Below are 17,977 nucleotides of genomic sequence, written 5' to 3' on the forward strand. Positions count from 1 at the left end.
TGTTTTTCGGTATGGCGCATCGTCTGCCGTTGCCGTTGCCGTGTCGATTATCGCATCATGGTTTATTGCCACGAAGCCTTTAGGCGGAAGGCTTCGTGGCTTTATCTTTCGCCTGTAAAGATTCTAATTTTTGCTTGATTTTGATTTCTAGCCCCCGTTCCACTGGAAAATAGTAACGGTGGTCTTTAAGAGTGTCTGGCAAATACGTTTCGCCGGCGGCATAGGCGTCCTCTTCGTTATGGGCGTAACGGTAATCCTTGCCGTGGCCTAATTCCTTCATCAATTTGGTCGGCGCATTTTTCAAATGAACGGGGACGTCCAGCGAGCCGCTCGCCTTGGCCTCGGCCATGGCCGCCTTGTAGGCGACATAAACGGCATTGCTTTTAGGTGCGCAGGCCAAATAAGCCACGGCTTGGGCCAGGGCCAGTTCGCCTTCGGGACTGCCCAGCCGTTCGTAGGCGCGACAGGCGTCCAGCGCCACCTGTAGGCCGCGCGGGTCGGCGTTGCCGATATCCTCGGAAGCGATACGAACGACGCGGCGGCCGATGTATAAGGGATCGCAACCGCCATCGATCATACGGCAAAACCAGTATAATGCGCCATCGGGATTGGTGCCGCGCACCGATTTATGTAGTGCGGAAATCTGGTCGTAGAACATATCGCCGCGTTTGTCGAAACGATTCAGCTGGCCCTGCAACACTTCGTCCAGAACGTCCAGGGTGATCGTCTCCTTGCCATTGCGGGTTTCGCACAGGTCGGCGCAAATTTGCAGAATGTTCAGGCAACGGCGGGCATCGCCGTCGGCGGCTTTGGCGATCAATTCCAGAATTTCGTCGCTGACGGCCAGTGCTTTATTACCCAGACCCCTCTCGGGATCGTTCAGCGCGTTGGTCAGCAAACCTTTCAAGGCAATAAATTCCAGGCTTCTGAGTACGTAAACTCGTAATCTCGACAATAACGCGTTATTCAGTTCGAAAGAGGGATTTTCGGTGGTGGCGCCGAACAGCTTAATCGAACCATCCTCGATGGGCCCCAACAAAGAATCCTGCTGACTCTTCGAAAAACGGTGAATCTCGTCGATAAATAAAATCGTATCGATACCCCGAGAGGCTTTCAGGTTTCGGGCGTCGTTGACGGCGGCGCGAATTTCCTTGACGCCGGCCAGGACCGCGGACAATTCGATCAGGTGGGCATGGGAGGTACGCGCGATGATTTTGGCCAGCGTGGTTTTTCCGACACCGGGCGGGCCCCAGAAAATTAAGGAATGTATCTTACCGCTGTCGATCGCTGCCCGTAATGATTTTCCCGGAGTTAGCAGATGATCCTGGCCGATGAATTCATCGATACTAGTAGGGCGCATGCGTGAGGCAAGGGGAGCGAATTCATCGACTGGATCGGAAAACAAGTCGTTCATTTAAGGAATCGGGTTCAGTGAAGGTTTCTATTGGCTTGGCTAAACAAGGAGTATTACGGCGAAAAAGTGACTTCGGCTGTATCATCCCTGCATGGTATAGGTCAATTTGTTACGATAATGTAAATAGTTAGAAAAAAAACTGCTTTTTCTATAAAATTGCACACATTTTATTAATTCCGAAGCACAATTCCATGGATTTAAAATTTCTCGATTTTGAACAACCGATTGCCGAACTGGAAGCGAAGATTGAAGAACTGCGCAAGGTGGAGTTCGATAATGATATTAATATCTCCGACACATTGAAACAGTTGGAGCAAAAATGCGAAATGCTGACCGAAAGCATATTCACTAATCTATCGGATTGGCAGATCTCGCAGTTGTCCAGGCATCCCGGTAGGCCATATACATTGGATTATATCAGATTGATGTTTTCCGATTTTCATGAATTGCATGGCGACAGGGCTTATGCCGACGATCCCGCTATCGTTTGCGGATTGGCACGCCTGGATAGTCAGCCGGTCGTTATTATCGGGCATCAAAAAGGCCGCGACACCAAGGAAAAAATTTATCGCAATTTTGGCATGCCCCGCCCGGAAGGCTATCGTAAAGCGCTGCGGGTCATGAAGCTGGCCGAACGCTTCAAGTTGCCGATTATTACGCTGATCGATACGCCGGGGGCCTATCCGGGAATCGGTGCCGAGGAGCGTGGACAGAGCGAAGCGATTGCCCGCAATTTGTTTGAAATGTCGAAGTTGAGAACGCCAATTATTTGTACGGTAATCGGTGAGGGGGGCTCCGGCGGCGCATTGGCGATCGGCGTCGGCGACCGGTTGATCATGATGGAATACAGCACCTATGCGGTAATTTCGCCGGAAGGCTGTGCCTCGATTTTGTGGAAGAGCGCCGATAAATCGCAATTGGCGGCCGAGGCGATGGGGATTACCTCCGACCGGGTGCGGGAGCAGGGTTTCCTCGATGAAGTGGTTAGGGAGCCGCTGGGAGGTGGGCATCGTGATTTCAACAAGACTGCATTGAATTTACGCGAAACCCTGATCCGTCATATGGATGAATTGAAGTTGGAAGCCCAGGATATGGATAAATTATTGGAGAAACGCTACCAACGCATCATGCGCTATGGCTCCTTTAACGAGGAACCCGTCAAATAATATAGCAACGGGAATGCGTGCGTTTCGAAAGGCCGACCCGATCGGCCTTTTTTATTGCAGCAACAAAGTCGTATCGGCCTATGACCGCTTTATCCGTTGACCTGCTTGACCGGCTGGTACCTGAGCAGGCCGAGACAATTTTTGTCGGTTACAGTGGCGGCGTGGATTCCCATGTGCTGTTGCACCTGTGTGCGAGCAAATCGGCCTATCGGGACAAGGTGGTTGCGGTTTATGTGCATCATGGTCTGCAAGCCGAAGCGGATGCGTGGTCGCTGCATTGCCGTCAAGTTGCGGAAGCACTGGGCGTTGGATTCCGTGAATTACGGGTCGATGCCCGTCCAAAAAAAAGGCAAAGCCCGGAAGAGGCGGCCAGAATTGCCCGCTACACGGCTTTGGCCGAGTTGGTATTGCAACATGATGTATTGCTGGTCGCTCAACATAATGAAGATCAGCTGGAAACGGTTCTGCTGCAGTTGTTCAGGGGGAGCGGCGTGGCCGGCCTGGCGGCGATGCCGGAATGCATGCCGTTCGGCCAGGGAGTTCTGCTGCGGCCGCTGCTGGGCGAGGACAAGCGAAATATTGTTGGTTATGCCGAAAGCCATGGTTTGGCTTGGGTGGAAGATCCCAGCAATCAGGCGGTCGATTACGACCGTAATTTTCTGCGCAACACGATTATTCCCTTATTGAAACAGCGTTGGCCGGCGATTGCCAAAACGGTTTCCCGAAGCGCCAGGCATTGCGCTGAGGCTGCCGGGTTGCTCGATGATCTGGCGGGTAGTTTATTGGCGGATGTTTGCGGCCAACAAGACAGGTCGTTGGCTATTGACCGGTTATTATCGCTCGATAAGAGCCGGCGCGCCCTGGTGTTGCGGCATTGGTTCCAATTGAATGGCTTGAAGCCGCCTGGCGAGAAGATACTGCGGTCCATCATGTCCGAGGTCATCGGTGCCAGAGCCGATGCCGACCCCGAAATACAGTGCCAAGGACGGATGATTAAACGATTTCGGGGGCGCTTGTATTGCATTAGTCGAAATTTATTGTTGCAGGATAAGACTCAGCCTTGGCCTCAGGATAGCAATATAATACGGCGCAGCAATGGCTATCGGCTGCGCTTGATAGCCGCCGAAACAGGGATACCGGTCGGAATCTGGCGCCATGCCGAGGTGACGGTCAGGGTCAGGCAAGGGGGCGAGACGCTTGAATTACCGGGGCGCCAAGGTCGCCATGATTTGAAAAAATTGTTTCAGGAATTGTCGGTGCCGCCGTGGCTCAGACCGGTCGTCCCATTAATTTATTTGAATGGGCAATTAGCCGCTGTTGCGGGTTTTTACCTGGCGAGGCAGTTTTATAGTGCCGGTGGGGAACCTTGTTATCGCATAGAGTGGGAGCCGGATGAATAAAAAAGGAAAAGCTTGGTTAAAACTGATAAAATTCAACATTTTTGTTTAACTTGTCACCGGCGATAGAGAACAAATCATTTTTCATGACAAAATTTATTTTTATTACGGGTGGTGTTGTTTCATCATTGGGCAAAGGGATTGCGGCATCTTCACTGGCGGCGATTCTGGAGGATCGCGGCTTAAAGGTTACCATTACCAAATTGGATCCTTATATCAACGTCGATCCCGGCACGATGAGTCCTTTTCAGCATGGCGAGGTATTCGTTACCGCCGACGGCGCGGAAACCGATCTAGATTTGGGGCATTACGAGCGGTTTTTGAAAACCACGATGTCCAAGAAAAACAATTTCACGACGGGGCAGGTTTACGAAGAGGTATTGCGCAAGGAACGCAAGGGCGAATACCTGGGCGCCACGGTGCAGGTCATTCCCCATATTACCGATGAAATCAAACGACGGGTCTATGATAGTGCCGAAGGCATGGATGTGGCGATCATCGAGGTCGGTGGCACGGTCGGCGATATCGAGTCCCTGCCTTTTCTGGAAACGATACGCCAGATCGGGATTGAATTGGGGCGCGACCGCGCCATTTTCATTCACTTGACGCTGGTTCCATATATTAAGTCGGCCGGCGAAATCAAAACCAAACCGACCCAGCACTCGGTCAAGGAATTGCGAACCATCGGCATCCAGCCGGACATTCTAATTTGCCGCTCGGAACAGCCGATTCCTCCCAGCGAAAGGCACAAAATCGCCTTATTCACCAATGTCGCGGAAAGAGCGGTCATTTCGGCGATCGACGCCGATACGATCTACCGCATCCCCCTCTTGCTGAACGAGCAGGGCTTGGACGATATCGTGGTTGAAAAACTGCGTCTGGACGTGCCGAAGGCGGATCTGTCGGAATGGGAGCAAGTCGTCGACGGCTTGACCCATCCCACCGATCAAGTGGAAGTCGCCATCGTCGGCAAATATGTCGATCATTCCGATGCCTATAAGTCGTTGCATGAAGCGTTGATCCATGCCGGCATCCGCACCCGGCATCAAGTCAAGATCAAGTATGTCGATTCGGAAATGATCGAAGAACACGGTGTCGCCGAATTGAAAGACGTCGATGCGATTCTGGTGCCGGGCGGTTTTGGTGAACGCGGTGTCGAAGGCAAGATTGCAACGGTCCGTTATGCGCGAGAAAACAAGATCCCTTATTTGGGCATCTGTCTCGGCATGCAGTCGGCCGTGATCGAATTTGCCCGCAATGTGGTCGGCCTGGAAGGCGCGCACAGTACCGAGTTCTTGCCCGACAGCTTGCATCCGGTGATAGGCTTGATTACCGAATGGAAAGACGCCGACGGCCAGGTCGAAACGCGCAGCGAAGATTCGGATTTGGGGGGGACGATGAGGCTGGGTGCGCAAAAATGCCGATTGAAATCCGGCTCCCTGGCGCATCAAACCTATCAAAAGGATGTGATTACCGAGCGCCATCGCCACCGCTATGAATTCAACAACCAATACCTGCAACAATTGGAGCAGGCCGGGATGAATTTCTCCGGCAAGTCGATCGATGGCCGCTTGGTGGAAGTCGTCGAAATTCCGGATCATCCCTGGTTCCTCGCATGCCAGTTCCATCCGGAGTTCACCTCGACGCCACGCAAGGGGCATCCGTTATTTTCCGGTTTCATCGAGGCAGCCGCAAAACATCAACAGGAAAGACAAAAAAATGAAATTATGTGATTTTGAAGTCGGATTGGATCAGCCGTTCTTCCTGATCGCCGGTACCTGCGTCATCGAAAGCGAACAAATGACATTGGATACCGCCGGCACATTAAAAGAGATCACGGCGGAGCTAGGCATCCCCTTTATCTATAAATCGTCCTTCGACAAGGCCAACCGCTCCTCGCTGAAAAGTTTTCGCGGCCTGGGATTGGAAAAAGGGCTGCAAATTCTGGAGAAGGTGAAACAGCAGTTGCAAGTGCCGGTTTTGACCGATGTGCATGAAGACACGCCGTTGGCCGAGGTTGCTGCGGTCGTCGATGTCATGCAGACGCCGGCCTTTTTATGCCGCCAAACCAATTTCATCCAGGCGGTCGCGGCGCAAGGAAAACCGGTCAACATCAAGAAAGGCCAATTCATGGCGCCCTGGGATATGGCGAATGTCGTGGACAAGGCGAAGGCGGCCGGTAACGATCAAATCATGGTATGCGAGCGAGGCGTCTCGTTCGGCTATAACAATCTGGTGTCCGATATGCGCTCCCTGGCGGTGATGCGCGATACCGGCTGCCCAGTGGTATTCGATGCGACGCATTCGGTGCAGCTGCCGGGCGGGCAGGGCAGTTGTTCCGGCGGCCAACGCGAGCACGTGCCGGTTTTGGCCAGGGCGGCGATGGCTGTCGGGATTTCCGGTTTGTTTATGGAAACGCACCCGAAACCGGAAGAGGCGCTCAGTGACGGCCCGAATTCCTGGCCGCTGCATAGAATGAAAGAATTATTGGAAGTTTTGGCAACAATTGACCGGGCTGTGAAAACAAGCAGTCTGATTGAAACAACTTTATAAAAGGAAAGGTAATATGGCTGAAATAGTAAACGTAAAAGCAAGAGAAGTTCTTGATTCGCGCGGTAATCCAACCATCGAGGCAGAAGTCGAACTGGCTTCCGGCGTGATCGGCAGTGCGATGGTGCCGTCCGGTGCGTCGACGGGTGAACGCGAGGCCATCGAATTACGTGATGGCGACAAATCCCGTTATCTGGGCAAAGGCGTGTTGAAGGCGGTCGATTTCGTCAATACTGAAATTCGCGCAGCGGTCGTCGGCATGGATGCGGCCGACCAAGCGGCGATCGACAAGAAAATGATCGAATTGGACGGCACCGAAAACAAAGGCCGTTTGGGCGCGAATGCGATCTTGGGCGTTTCCATGGCGGCCGCTCATGCCGCGGCGAAAGAAGGCGGCGTCCCTTTGTACCGTTACCTGAACACCTCCGGCGAATTCATCATGCCGGTACCGATGATGAACATCATCAACGGCGGTTCTCATGCCGATAACAGCGTGGACCTGCAGGAATTCATGATTCTGCCGGTCGGCGCGCCGACTTTCCGCGAAGCGATCCGTTATGGCGCTGAAGTGTTTCATAATCTGGCAAAAGTTTTGAAATCCCGCGGCCTGGCGACAACCGTTGGCGACGAAGGTGGTTTCGCGCCTAACCTGTCTTCCAACGAAGAAGCGATCGAAGTGATTCTGGAAGCGATCGAGAAAGCCGGTTATAAAGCGGGCGAAGATATTTTCCTGGGCATGGACGCGGCCAGCTCCGAATATTTCAAAGACGGCAAATACGTATTGGCTTCCGAGGGCCGCAGCTTCGATTCTAGCGAAATGACCGATTTCTTTGTCGACTGGGTGGAAAAATACCCAATCATCTCGATCGAAGACGGCATGGACGAAAACGACTGGGACGGCTGGAAAAACCACACCGACAAACTGGGCGGTAAAATCCAGTTGGTTGGCGACGATTTGTTCGTGACCAATCCGAAAATCCTGAAAGACGGCATCGAGAAAGGCATCGCCAACTCGATTTTGATCAAAGTGAACCAAATCGGGACGTTGAGCGAAACCCTGGAAGCCATCAGCACCGCTAAAGCGGCGGGATATAGCGCCGTCGTTTCCCACCGTTCCGGCGAAACCGAGGATACCACCATTGCCGATCTGGTGGTCGCCACCGGCACCGGTCAAATCAAAACCGGTTCGTTGAGCCGTTCCGACCGTATCGCCAAGTACAACCGTCTGATGAAAATCGAAGACGAATTGGGCGATAAAGCGGTCTATGCGGGTCGTAGTGCATTCAAAATGCTATGATCCGGTCGCTCGGGTGAGCGTCAAATAGCGACACCCGAGCATTGTTAATGTTGTTGGGTTACGGCTTTCGCCTAACCCAACCTACTCATGATGAGGGCATGCGCATTAAAATTCTCATCGCCATTATTATTTTGCTGATCGTTCACCTGCAATATCGATTGTGGTGGGGGGACGCCAGCATTTTTCAGATCCGGGACTATCAGCAGCGCCTAGACCGGTTGAAGAAAACCGCTCAGGAGAAAAAAGAGCGGAACGATGCCCTTTACGCCGAAGTGTTGGACTTACGCAAAGGCGATGAGGCGATCGAGGAGCGCGCCCGTTACGAGTTGGGCATGGTCAAGGAAAACGAAACTTTTTTTCAAGTCATCGAATGAGTCGAACGAACAATATCTGGGCTGTCGTACCGGCTGCCGGCGTCGGCAAACGCATGCAGGCTGACAGGCCCAAGCAATATTTAGCGTTGGCCGGGACCACAGTTATCGAACAAACGCTTTCCCGGTTGCTAGAGTCCGAGGCATTTACGGCCGTGGCCGTTGCTATTTCCCGGGAAGACCCCTACTGGCCGGAATTGAAAATCTCCGGTCACCCCCAGGTTATCACCGCGCCGGGCGGCAAGGAACGTGCCGATTCGGTATTGTCCGCGCTGAAGGCTTTGCAAGAGCGGGCGGCGGAAGAGGATTGGGTGTTGGTCCATGATGCCGCCCGGCCCTGCTTGACGAGCGGCGATATTCATCATTTGATCGATACCCTGCAAGAGGATGACATCGGAGGAATTTTGGCGTTGTCGTCCCATGATACGTTGAAACGGGTCGATGCCGGCACTATCAGCGCAACGATCGATCGTAGCCATGTTTGGCGCGCGTTGACGCCGCAAATGTTTCGTTACGGCATGTTGCGTGATGCATTGCAGGAGGCGGAAGGCAATGCGGCGGTAACCGATGAATCGAGTGCATTGGAGATGCAAGGCTACCGGCCGAAAATCGTCGAAGGTCGGCCCGATAACATTAAAATTACGCGTCCGGAAGACTTGGCGCTGGCGCAATTCTATATGGAGCAACAATGATCAGAGTGGGACAAGGTTACGATGTACACCGCTTTAAGGAAAGCGGCGATGTCATTCTTGGCGGTGTCAAAATTGATTATGAAAAAGGCCTGGAGGCCCATTCCGACGGCGATGTCGTCTTGCACGCGTTGAGCGATGCCTTGTTGGGCGCCGCGGCATTGGGTGATATCGGCAAACATTTTCCCGATACCGATCCGGACTTCAAGGGGGCGGACAGCCGCGTGCTGTTGCGCCATGTTTACGGCATTGTGCGGGAAAAAGGTTATCGGCTGGTCAATGCCGACATCACCATTATCGCCCAGGCCCCGAAAATGGCGCCGCATATTCCGGCGATGTGCCGAAACATCGCCGACGATTTGCATAGCGATATCGATTGCATCAACGTCAAGGCAACGACGACCGAAAAATTGGGTTTCGAAGGCCGCAAGGAAGGCATTGCCGTGCAGGCCGTGGTATTGATCGAGAAATAACGTTTGCAGGAACGACGCGACATTTCTATTCCGGAATGGCCTTATGCGTGGGGAGGGCCGGTCGGTACCGGCATTATTAAAGCCTCTGCGGATGACTTCATCGTGAAGGAAACCCTGCCTTTTATTCCGGAAGGGAGCGGCGAGCATGTTTTCTTGTGGGTCGAGAAAGTCGGCGAAAACACCGAATACGCCGCCCGTGTATTGGCCCGTTGTGCCGGCATCAGGCAACGGGATGTCGGTTTCGCCGGCTTGAAAGACCGCCATGCGCGTACCCGGCAATGGTTTAGCCTTTGGTTGCCGGGCATGGAGGAACCGGATTGGTCCCAGGCCGAAACCGCAACGATAAAAATACTAAAAACCGTCAGGCATGCCCGAAAACTAAAACGCGGCGTTATCGCGGCCAATCATTTTCGAATTCGGATCAGAAACTGGCGGGGTGACCGAGTCGAAACGCTACGACGGTTGGAACAGATCGGCAAGAACGGCTTCCCGAACTATTTTGCCGAACAGCGCTTCGGCCGTAACGGCCAGAATGTCAACAAAGCGTTGGCGTTGGCCGATGGAAAACGGCTTAAACGGGAGCAGCGTAGTCTTTATTTATCGGCGATTCGCTCGTATTTGTTCAATTCGATATTGGCGGAAAGAGTCCGTCAAGATAATTGGAACCGGTTGCTGGAAGGGGACTGTTGTCAATTGCGCCATAGTCAAAGCCAGTTTTGGGTGGATGATATTGATGACCTTGGATTGCGTAAACGGATGCAGGACGGCGATATCAATCCGACCGGTATATTGTGGGGAAAAGGGGAGCATAAAGAGCATGGCCGGGCAGGTGTGATCGAAAAAGAGATTACCGGGCAGTTTCCGGAATTAACCGAGTTATTGAGTCAATTCGATTTAAAGCTTGATAGAAGGGCGTTTCGCGCCTTTCCCGGACAGCTGCAGTGGCGTTACTCAAGCCCTGATGAATTGGAAGTCGAATTCAGCTTGTCGGCAGGTAGCTACGCCACGGCATTATTGAGAGAAATGATTGTGATTGAGCAAACTTTGTTGAACGGCAAAGCGATCTCTTAGGCGATAGGATGCTCTTCTGTCAATATGACCCGGGCGCTGATGCTTGCGTCGATCGTATTTTCTTCGGTCCGGCAACGGCTTGGTCAAGACCAGGATGCGGGTAAACAAAAAGGTGGTCAAGATACAGATGACGAGGTAACTCAGTAAATACTCAAGCAAAGTCACTTTTCCCTCCTTTCTGTCAACTAATGAATGGCGTAAGTTAAATCGATTATAGGCTATTTTTGAGTAATAGTTAATGTTGGATTCAAAAATTATTGATTCGATGTTATTGATGGTGGCGAAATTGTGTTCATTTTCCAATCAATCAATTTTTCTCTTTCCACTTGCGCTTACGCGCGGCTTTTTTTGCCGCTTTACGTTCGCGTATCGCCGCCAGTTCGATCAACTCCGCTGCCATCATGGCCGGGGTTTCCAGTGTGATGCGGCCCAAGGCACCGCTCCTTAATTCCGTCAGCAAGATTTTCGCCGTTTTATCCAGATCGACCTGTTTGCCGGCGCGCAGACAGCCGCGTTTTTTGCCGATCATTTCCATTAACTCGATTTCAGAAGTCGGCAATCGTTCCAGTTGAAAACGATCCAATAGTAATCGGGAATAGTTCTCCAAAAGATATTCGGCGGTGTAAAACGCGACATCGTCATGGCTTATCGCGGTATCCTTGATCGCTCCGGTGGCGGCCAGGCGATAACCGCTATGTTTGTTTTCGACATTAGGCCACAGTACGCCCGGTGTGTCGGACAAGACGATATTGCCAGGCAGGTTGATACGCTGTTGGCGTTTGGTGACGGCCGGTTCGTTGCCGGTTTTCGCAATTACTCGGCCGACCAGGATGTTGATGATGGTGGATTTTCCGACATTGGGGATGCCCACGATCATGGTATGGATGACTTTATGAGCGGCACTTTTGCTGGGCAGCATTTTGCCGCACAATTCGATAATCTGTTTGACCTTATCAGGCTGATGGGTCGTGACGGCCAGCGTTTTGACGCCGTGTTCCCGTTCCAAATAGTCTTGCCATTCCTTGGTTCGCTCGGGGTCGGCGAGGTCATTTTTATTCAGTACCCGAATGCAGGGTTTATCGCCACGTAGTGTCGACAACATTGGATTTTGGCTACTGAAGGGGATGCGCGCATCCAGTACTTCGATAATCAAATCGATCTGGGGCAGGGTTTGTTTGATTTCCTGGTTGGCCTTGTGCATGTGACCAGGGTACCACTGAATCTGCATGATCTCTGATAGGAATTAAAAAACGGTTTATTTTAGCGTAATTTAGCAATCCCTGTATCGTTGGCCATTTTGATAAAATGGCATCTTGATCGATATTAGGAGATTCAATGGAAACTGTGCTGCGGGTTCCACAGGGCGAATTCACCCTGCAACGCTTGCCACTATTATCTAAGGATAATTTGCGGGCATGGGATGCGGCCGATGAATATTTGTTACAGGAATCGGATGCGTTGAACATGGCTGAAGATGCACGAATTGTGGTGTTAAATGACAGTTTCGGTGCCTTGGCCGTGGCGTTGAACGCCTACCGGCCCACGGCAATATCTGATTCCTGGCTGTCGCAACAGGCCACCCGCATCAATTTAGAGGCTAATGATATCTGCAGCGATCAGGCAGCATTGTTGACCAGCCTGCAACAACCGCGACAGCCTGTCGATTATCTGTTGGTTAAAATCCCCAAGACCTTGGCGTTGCTGGAATATCAATTGATTCTGCTGCGCCCTTGGTTGCACGATCGCTCGCTTTTGATCGCGGCAGGCATGATTAAAAATTTACCCTCATCGGTCTGGGCGCTGTTCGAGCGTTTGTTGGGACCGGTGACGACGTCCTTGGCGAAAAAAAAGGCGAGGTTGCTGCATGTAAGGCCATCCGCGGACGTTGATCTCCCGCAAAATCCATATCCGGTTTATTATCGATTGGAAAATACCGATCTGATGATTTGTAACCACGCCAATGTTTTCTCCCGCGAAAGTCTCGATATCGGCACGCGTTTTCTGTTGCAACATTTGCCGGATCATTCGCAATACCGCGATTTCATCGATTTGGGTTGCGGCAACGGAGTCGTTGGATTAATGCTGGCGCGAAAGCATTCGCAGGCGCGGTTGCGCTTTATTGACGAATCGTTCATGGCGGTGGCGTCAGCCGAGGAAAACTTTACCAGAGCATTCACCGGCAAGCGTCGAGCCGAGTTTATCACAACCGATTGCCTTAAGGGTGTTGCAGCCCAATCGGCGGATTGTATTGTTTGCAATCCCCCTTTTCATCAACAGCACGCCATAGGCGATCATATCGCCTGGCAAATGTTCAAACAATCCTGGCGGGTGTTGCGCCCGGGGGGTGAGTTACGGGTCGTCGGTAACCGGCATCTGGCCTACCATACGAGTTTGAAAAAATTGTTCGGTCGTTACGAGTTGGTCGCTTCCAATAAAAAGTTTGTCATTTTATCGGCCGTCAAATGACGGGCCGGGGTGTCGGGCTGGCAATTCCTTGTCGGCACGGCTATAGTGTCGATAAACAATAGACGGGTGAGTTGCATGGAAAATAATGTCAGCGAAAAGGTTCTCAGTCATTTATATCGCTATATCGGGGGGAAACTGGAAGGAAAGTTGGCGGAAACCTTAATCGCCTTCAGTCGACACTATTATGCGTTGGTGCCTTTCGACGACCTGGAGCATATTGCGGTGGCGGATTTATACGGGGCCGTCATGTCGCATTGGAATCTGGCGCTACAATATCGACCGGGCACGCAAAAAGTCAGGGTTTACAACCCTACTTTGGAAGCCAACGGTTGGCAATCGCGGCATACCATTGTCGAAATTGTCATCGAGGACATGCCGTTTCTATTGCAGTCCATCAGCATGGAAATCAACCAACAGGGGTTGACCAACCATCTGGTGATTCATCCGGTTTTTAACGTGTTCAGGGGCGAGCAAGCGGAACTGCTTGATTTTGCCGCAGAGACGGATCAAGCTGCAACGCCAGAATGTTTGTTGCATTTGGAAATCGACCGGCAAACCGATCAGGCTCAGTTGGATTTTCTTAAGCGGCGTCTCCAGGATGTCTTGACCGACGTGCGTGCGGCAACGCAGGATTGGCAAGCCTGCCTGGAAAAAATGCGCCAGGTGATCGCCGAACTTGGCAGGGCCGAGGTTGTTAACCAACCTCAGGCTGACTATTGCGCATTTTTACAATGGCTGCATGACGACCACTTTGTTTTTCTCGGTTATCGGGAATACGAATTGGTGCGGCAGCAAGATAAAATGGGGTTTGTACCCATTGCCGATAGCGGCCTGGGCATATTGCGGGACAGTATCGCCAAAATACCGGAAACCGCGCAAACGCTGATGACGGTCGATGCTTTTACCGGTATCGATAACGCGGATCCTTTGTTGCTGACCAAGGCGACTTCCCGCTCGACTGTCCATCGGCCGGTATTCATGGACTATATCGGTATCAAACAATACGATGCCGACGGTAGATTGAACGGGGAAAAAAGGTTTCTGGGCTTGTATAGTTCCAGCGCCTATTTGACCGAATTGAGAAACATTCCGCTGGTCAGGGACAAGATTCGTTATGTGGCGGAGCGTTTTGCCTTCCGCAAAAGCTCACATCGGGCCCGGTCTTTGTCCTTTATTTTGCAATCATTACCCAGGGACGAAATCTTTCAGGCGGACCAGGAAACGCTTTTCCAATGTGTTTCCGCAGTCATCCAGTTGCAGGAACGGCAAAGAGTGCGGGTATTTGCCCGTCATGATGTGTATGGACATTTCATATCGTTGTTGGTGTTTGTGCCTCGCGAACGCTACCACACCGAGTCGAGGCGGAAAATCCAGCAAATTCTAATGGAAACCTTTTCCGCACAGAATGTGGATTTCAGCGTGCAATTGTCGGAATCCATCCTGGCCCGAATACATTTCATCATTCGAACCGACATCGGCTGTTGCATCGATTACGACGTCAGGGATATCGAACAGAAAATCATCGAGGCTTTGACCGAATGGCAGGACGAATTGCGCAGCGAATTGTTGAATTATCATGGCGAAGCCAAAGCGAATGCCTTGTTCAGCCATTATCAAGACAGTTTCAGCGCGGCTTATCGGGAAGATAACTCGAGTCGCACGGCGGTGCTGGATATCGAACGATTCGAATATTTGTTGGCAAACGGCGTCTCGGCGGAATCGTTGTTGTATAGTCCTTTGACCGCGGCGAGAAACAAAACCCTGCGATTCAAATTGTTCAGCAAGGGGCAGGCTTCGTTGTCGCGCAGTCTGCCGATGTTGGAAAATATGGGGGTCAAGGTCAGCGACGAAAGGCCTTATGCGATCAGCCGCAAAGGATGTGCCGACGAATTATGGATGCATGATTTCGGTTTGCTGATGGAAGACGAAACCGGCAGTTTTAATTTGGAAAATCTGAAACCACGCTTTCAGGAAGCGTTCGAGCAATGCTGGTTTGGCAACATCGAAAATGACGGTTTCAACCAACTGATTATCAAGGCTGGTATCGATTGGCGCCAGGTCAATATTTTCCGTGCTTTTTATTTATATTTACGCCAGATAGGCATTGCCTTCAGCCAAGCTTATGTCGAAACCACATTGGCCAATAATCCGGAAGTGGTAAGGCTGCTGGTGCATTTATTCGATCAACGTTTCGACCCGTCATTGCAGCCAGGCGAAAATAACCACTCCGACTTGATTACGGCGATAGAACAGGCGATCGACAAGGTCAGTTCGCTCGACGAAGACCGTATTTTGCGCCGTTTTCTTAATTTGATTCAGGCCGCGGTACGAACGAATTATTTCCGGGAACCGAAAGATGAGCGGGGTGTTCCCTATTTCGCCATTAAATTGGATTCCAAGTCGATCAGCGACATCCCTAAGCCGATACCCTATTTCGAGATTTTCGTTTATTCCCCGAGGATCGAGGGTATTCATCTTCGAGGTGGTCCCGTGGCCCGGGGCGGACTGCGCTGGTCGGACCGGCGCGAAGATTTCCGTACCGAAGTGTTGGGCTTGATGAAGGCGCAAATGACCAAAAACGCCGTAATCGTTCCAACCGGCGCCAAGGGCGGTTTCATCGTCAAAAATCTCAACAAGTTATTGACTGCCGGTGAACGTCAGCAAGAAGTAGTCCAGTGTTATCGAATTTTAATCAAGGGTTTGCTTGATTTAACCGACAATCTGCAAAAAGGCCAGGTGGTCAAGCCCGAGAAAGTCAATTGTTATGATGGCGACGATACTTATCTGGTGGTCGCCGCGGACAAAGGGACGGCCAAATTTTCCGATTATGCCAACGACTTGTCGTTGGCTTATGGCTTTTGGCTGGGGGATGCCTTTGCCTCGGGCGGCTCCTACGGTTACGACCACAAGAGGATGGGCATTACCGCGCGCGGCGCTTGGGAGTCGGTCAAGCATCATTTCAATCGATTAGGAATCAATTATTTGAAACAACCGTTCACGGTCGTCGGCATTGGCGGCATGATGGGCGATGTGTTCGGCAATGGGATGTTGTTGTCAAACAAGATAAAATTAATCGCTTCGTTCGATCATGAACATATTTTTCTCGACCCCGACCCCGACCCCGAAGTCAGTTATCAGGAACGAAAAAGATTATTCGCGATAGCCGGTTCGGCCTGGTCTGATTACGATAATACATTGATTTCAAAGGGCGGCGGTGTGTTTTCCCGGCAGTTGAAAGCCATTCAATTGAGTCCCCGGATCAAAGAAACGTTGAATATCAGACACGATCATATCGCGCCCAATGAATTAATAAAATGTTTATTGTGCGCGCCTGTCGATTTGTTATGGAATGGTGGAATCGGCACCTATGTCAAGGCGGAACGAGAGAGTAATCTTTCTGTCGGCGACCGGGCCAACGACGCGGTCAGGGTCAACGGCAAGGAGTTACGCTGTCGGGCCGTTGCCGAAGGCGGTAATCTCGGTTTTACCCAGGCTGGACGCATCGAATACGCGCGCAAGGGCGGTATCATCAATACCGATTCGATCGACAATTCCGCCGGTGTGGATTGTTCCGATCATGAAGTCAATATCAAGATTTTTCTCGATAGTTTGGTTGCCCAGGGAGATTTGACGGTCAAGCAACGCAATCAATTACTCGAAAGCATGACCGATGCGGTGGCCGAATTAGTCTTAGTCAATAATGCAATGCAGAATCGGGCAATCAGTATGATTGAACGGACTTCGGCGAATGATTTGCAGAGCATGCAATGGTTGATTGAGATTTTAGAAAATAACGGTCATTTGATCCGCAATCTCGAAGCGATTCCGGTCAACGATGTATTGCAGGAGCGGCAAAGCCGGGGCAAAGGGTTGTACCGGCCGGAAATCAGTGTGATAATGGCCTATAGCAAACAATTTTTAAAACAACTGTTGTTAACGGAATTGGCGCAATTGGATCCGGTCTTGGTCAAGCAGGAATTGGAGGGGTATTTTCCGAAAATATTACGGCAAAAATATCTTCAACAAATTCAAAAACATTATCTGGCCCATGAAATCGTTGCCAATTGTTTGGTCAATGCGCTGGTTAACCGCATGGGAATCGTTTTTCCATTTCGGGTCATGGATGAAACCGGTTACACCATTAGCGCTACCGTTACGACGTATAAGCGAGTGTGCCGTATTTTTACCGTGGATCAACTATGGTCGGAAATCGAACATTTGCATATTCATCTGGCCGGCGATGTGGTCGAGTTGCTGTACGACTATTTGCGGAAACTGGTGGAGAGAGCAATGCATTGGTTTCTCAGTAGCGATGATCTGTTGAAGAACGAACAGGATGCCGTGTCATATTTGAATGGTATCGCGCAACTGAAGAGCTTCTTGGTGGAAGTGATTCCGGAATCCTCGAATAGGCGAATCGACGAAAGCGTCGACCGCTTAATACAACAAGGTGTTCCAGCGGGATTGGCGCTTAATATCGCGACGATGGATATGATGTATTTGTGTTTGGATGTTATTTGGTTGAGCAAAAACAGCAATCATTCATTGCAGGAGTGCGCGCAGGTCTTTTTCGCCTTGATGGAATCGCTGGAGCTTTTATGGTTGCGGGAACAAATCAATAAGCTGCCGGAAAAAACGGTTTGGCAAGCATTGGCACGGCGCACCAGTCGGGAAGAGTTCAATGGGGTGTCGTGTGCTTTATCTTTGTCCGTGTTGCAGCTTTCCGATGGCAATATCAACGAAAAACTTAAAAACTGGTTTGCCGCTTATGAAGTGGAGATCGATAGATACCGGAAACTGCTGGTGATGGTTAAATCCGATACGGCCATAGAACTGGAAAAAGTAACGGTATTACTGAAAGAATTGCAGGATATAGCGGGTTGTTCGCGGAAAGTGGTCATTAATTGACATAGGTCAAGATGCAAATATACGGATTAACTACAATTTGCGTGTGTCATTGAGTCCTTAACTGGCAATTCTGACATACTCCTCTTTGAAAGATATTCTTTAGGCAGATTCATCATGAGTCTGCCTTTTTTTATTAAATGAGCCCATGAATCAGCCAATTCATGGTAAATTTAAC

General features: G+C 51.0%; 13 protein-coding genes. 11 read left to right on the forward strand and 2 right to left on the reverse strand.

The annotated features are described in order from the left end of the window. Positions 1 to 79 precede the first annotated feature (79 nt). Positions 80 to 1,414, reverse strand: coding sequence for a replication-associated recombination protein A (locus tag EP25_RS0101350; protein WP_031432247.1), 1,335 nt, complete (start codon positions 1,412 to 1,414; stop codon positions 80 to 82). 191 nt (positions 1,415 to 1,605) lie between these two features. Here EP25_RS0101350 and accA point away from each other — a divergent pair, with 191 nt between their 5' ends. The 9 genes from accA to truD all read left to right on the forward strand — a co-directional run bounded on the left by accA (position 1,606) and on the right by truD (position 10,428). After that, complete coding sequence (gene accA / locus EP25_RS0101355; protein WP_031432248.1) at positions 1,606 to 2,580, forward strand: acetyl-CoA carboxylase carboxyl transferase subunit alpha; 975 nt, start codon at positions 1,606 to 1,608, stop codon at positions 2,578 to 2,580. An 80-nt stretch (positions 2,581 to 2,660) separates the two neighbouring features. Continuing rightward, entirely contained in the window at positions 2,661 to 3,980 is a 1,320-nt protein-coding gene (gene tilS / locus EP25_RS0101365; RefSeq protein WP_031432249.1) for a tRNA lysidine(34) synthetase TilS, read from the forward strand. Positions 3,981 to 4,063: 83 nt separating this feature from the next. Next, positions 4,064 to 5,710, forward strand: coding sequence for a CTP synthase (locus EP25_RS0101370; protein ID WP_031432250.1), 1,647 nt, complete (start codon positions 4,064 to 4,066; stop codon positions 5,708 to 5,710). Further along, entirely contained in the window at positions 5,697 to 6,530 is an 834-nt protein-coding gene (gene kdsA / locus EP25_RS0101375) for a 3-deoxy-8-phosphooctulonate synthase (protein ID WP_031432251.1), read from the forward strand. The genes EP25_RS0101370 and kdsA overlap by 14 nt, the downstream gene beginning before the upstream one ends. A 13-nt stretch (positions 6,531 to 6,543) precedes the next feature. Beyond that, the gene (gene eno / locus EP25_RS0101380; protein WP_031432252.1) at positions 6,544 to 7,824 is read left to right on the forward strand and encodes a phosphopyruvate hydratase; all 1,281 of its coding nucleotides are present in this window, start codon (positions 6,544 to 6,546) and stop codon (positions 7,822 to 7,824) included. Between the two features lie 104 nt (positions 7,825 to 7,928). Continuing rightward, complete coding sequence (ftsB, locus tag EP25_RS0101385) at positions 7,929 to 8,198, forward strand: cell division protein FtsB (RefSeq protein WP_031432253.1); 270 nt, start codon at positions 7,929 to 7,931, stop codon at positions 8,196 to 8,198. Next, complete coding sequence (ispD, locus tag EP25_RS0101390) at positions 8,195 to 8,887, forward strand: 2-C-methyl-D-erythritol 4-phosphate cytidylyltransferase (protein ID WP_031432254.1); 693 nt, start codon at positions 8,195 to 8,197, stop codon at positions 8,885 to 8,887. Before ftsB ends, ispD begins: the two co-directional genes overlap by 4 nt. Then, positions 8,884 to 9,357 carry a 2-C-methyl-D-erythritol 2,4-cyclodiphosphate synthase gene (gene ispF, locus EP25_RS0101395; protein WP_031432255.1) on the forward strand — a complete coding sequence of 158 codons (474 nt, stop codon included), beginning with the start codon at positions 8,884 to 8,886 and terminating at the stop codon, positions 9,355 to 9,357. The genes ispD and ispF overlap by 4 nt, the downstream gene beginning before the upstream one ends. A gap of 3 nt (positions 9,358 to 9,360) precedes the next feature. Next, on the forward strand, positions 9,361 to 10,428 hold the full coding sequence (gene truD / locus EP25_RS0101400; RefSeq protein ID WP_051906318.1) for a tRNA pseudouridine(13) synthase TruD: 1,068 nt from the start codon (positions 9,361 to 9,363) through the stop codon (positions 10,426 to 10,428). A gap of 307 nt (positions 10,429 to 10,735) precedes the next feature. On the opposite strand, the gene ylqF is transcribed toward truD, so the two are convergent. After that, positions 10,736 to 11,656, reverse strand: a complete 921-nt coding sequence (ylqF, locus tag EP25_RS0101405; protein ID WP_031432257.1) for a ribosome biogenesis GTPase YlqF — start codon at positions 11,654 to 11,656, stop codon at positions 10,736 to 10,738. A 107-nt stretch (positions 11,657 to 11,763) separates the two neighbouring features. Between ylqF and EP25_RS0101410 the strand changes: the two genes are divergently transcribed. Together EP25_RS0101410 and EP25_RS0101415 are read left to right on the forward strand one after the other, a co-directional pair. Next, positions 11,764 to 12,894 (forward strand): methyltransferase, encoded by a 1,131-nt coding sequence (locus EP25_RS0101410; RefSeq protein ID WP_031432258.1) that lies wholly within the window; start codon positions 11,764 to 11,766, stop codon positions 12,892 to 12,894. Between the two features lie 75 nt (positions 12,895 to 12,969). Beyond that, a complete protein-coding gene (locus EP25_RS0101415; RefSeq protein WP_031432259.1) occupies positions 12,970 to 17,802 on the forward strand; it encodes an NAD-glutamate dehydrogenase in 4,833 nt (1,610 codons plus the stop codon). Positions 17,803 to 17,977 lie beyond the last annotated feature (175 nt).

The organism is Methylomarinum vadi (assembly GCF_000733935.1).
Lineage (GTDB): Bacteria > Pseudomonadota > Gammaproteobacteria > Methylococcales > Methylomonadaceae > Methylomarinum > Methylomarinum vadi.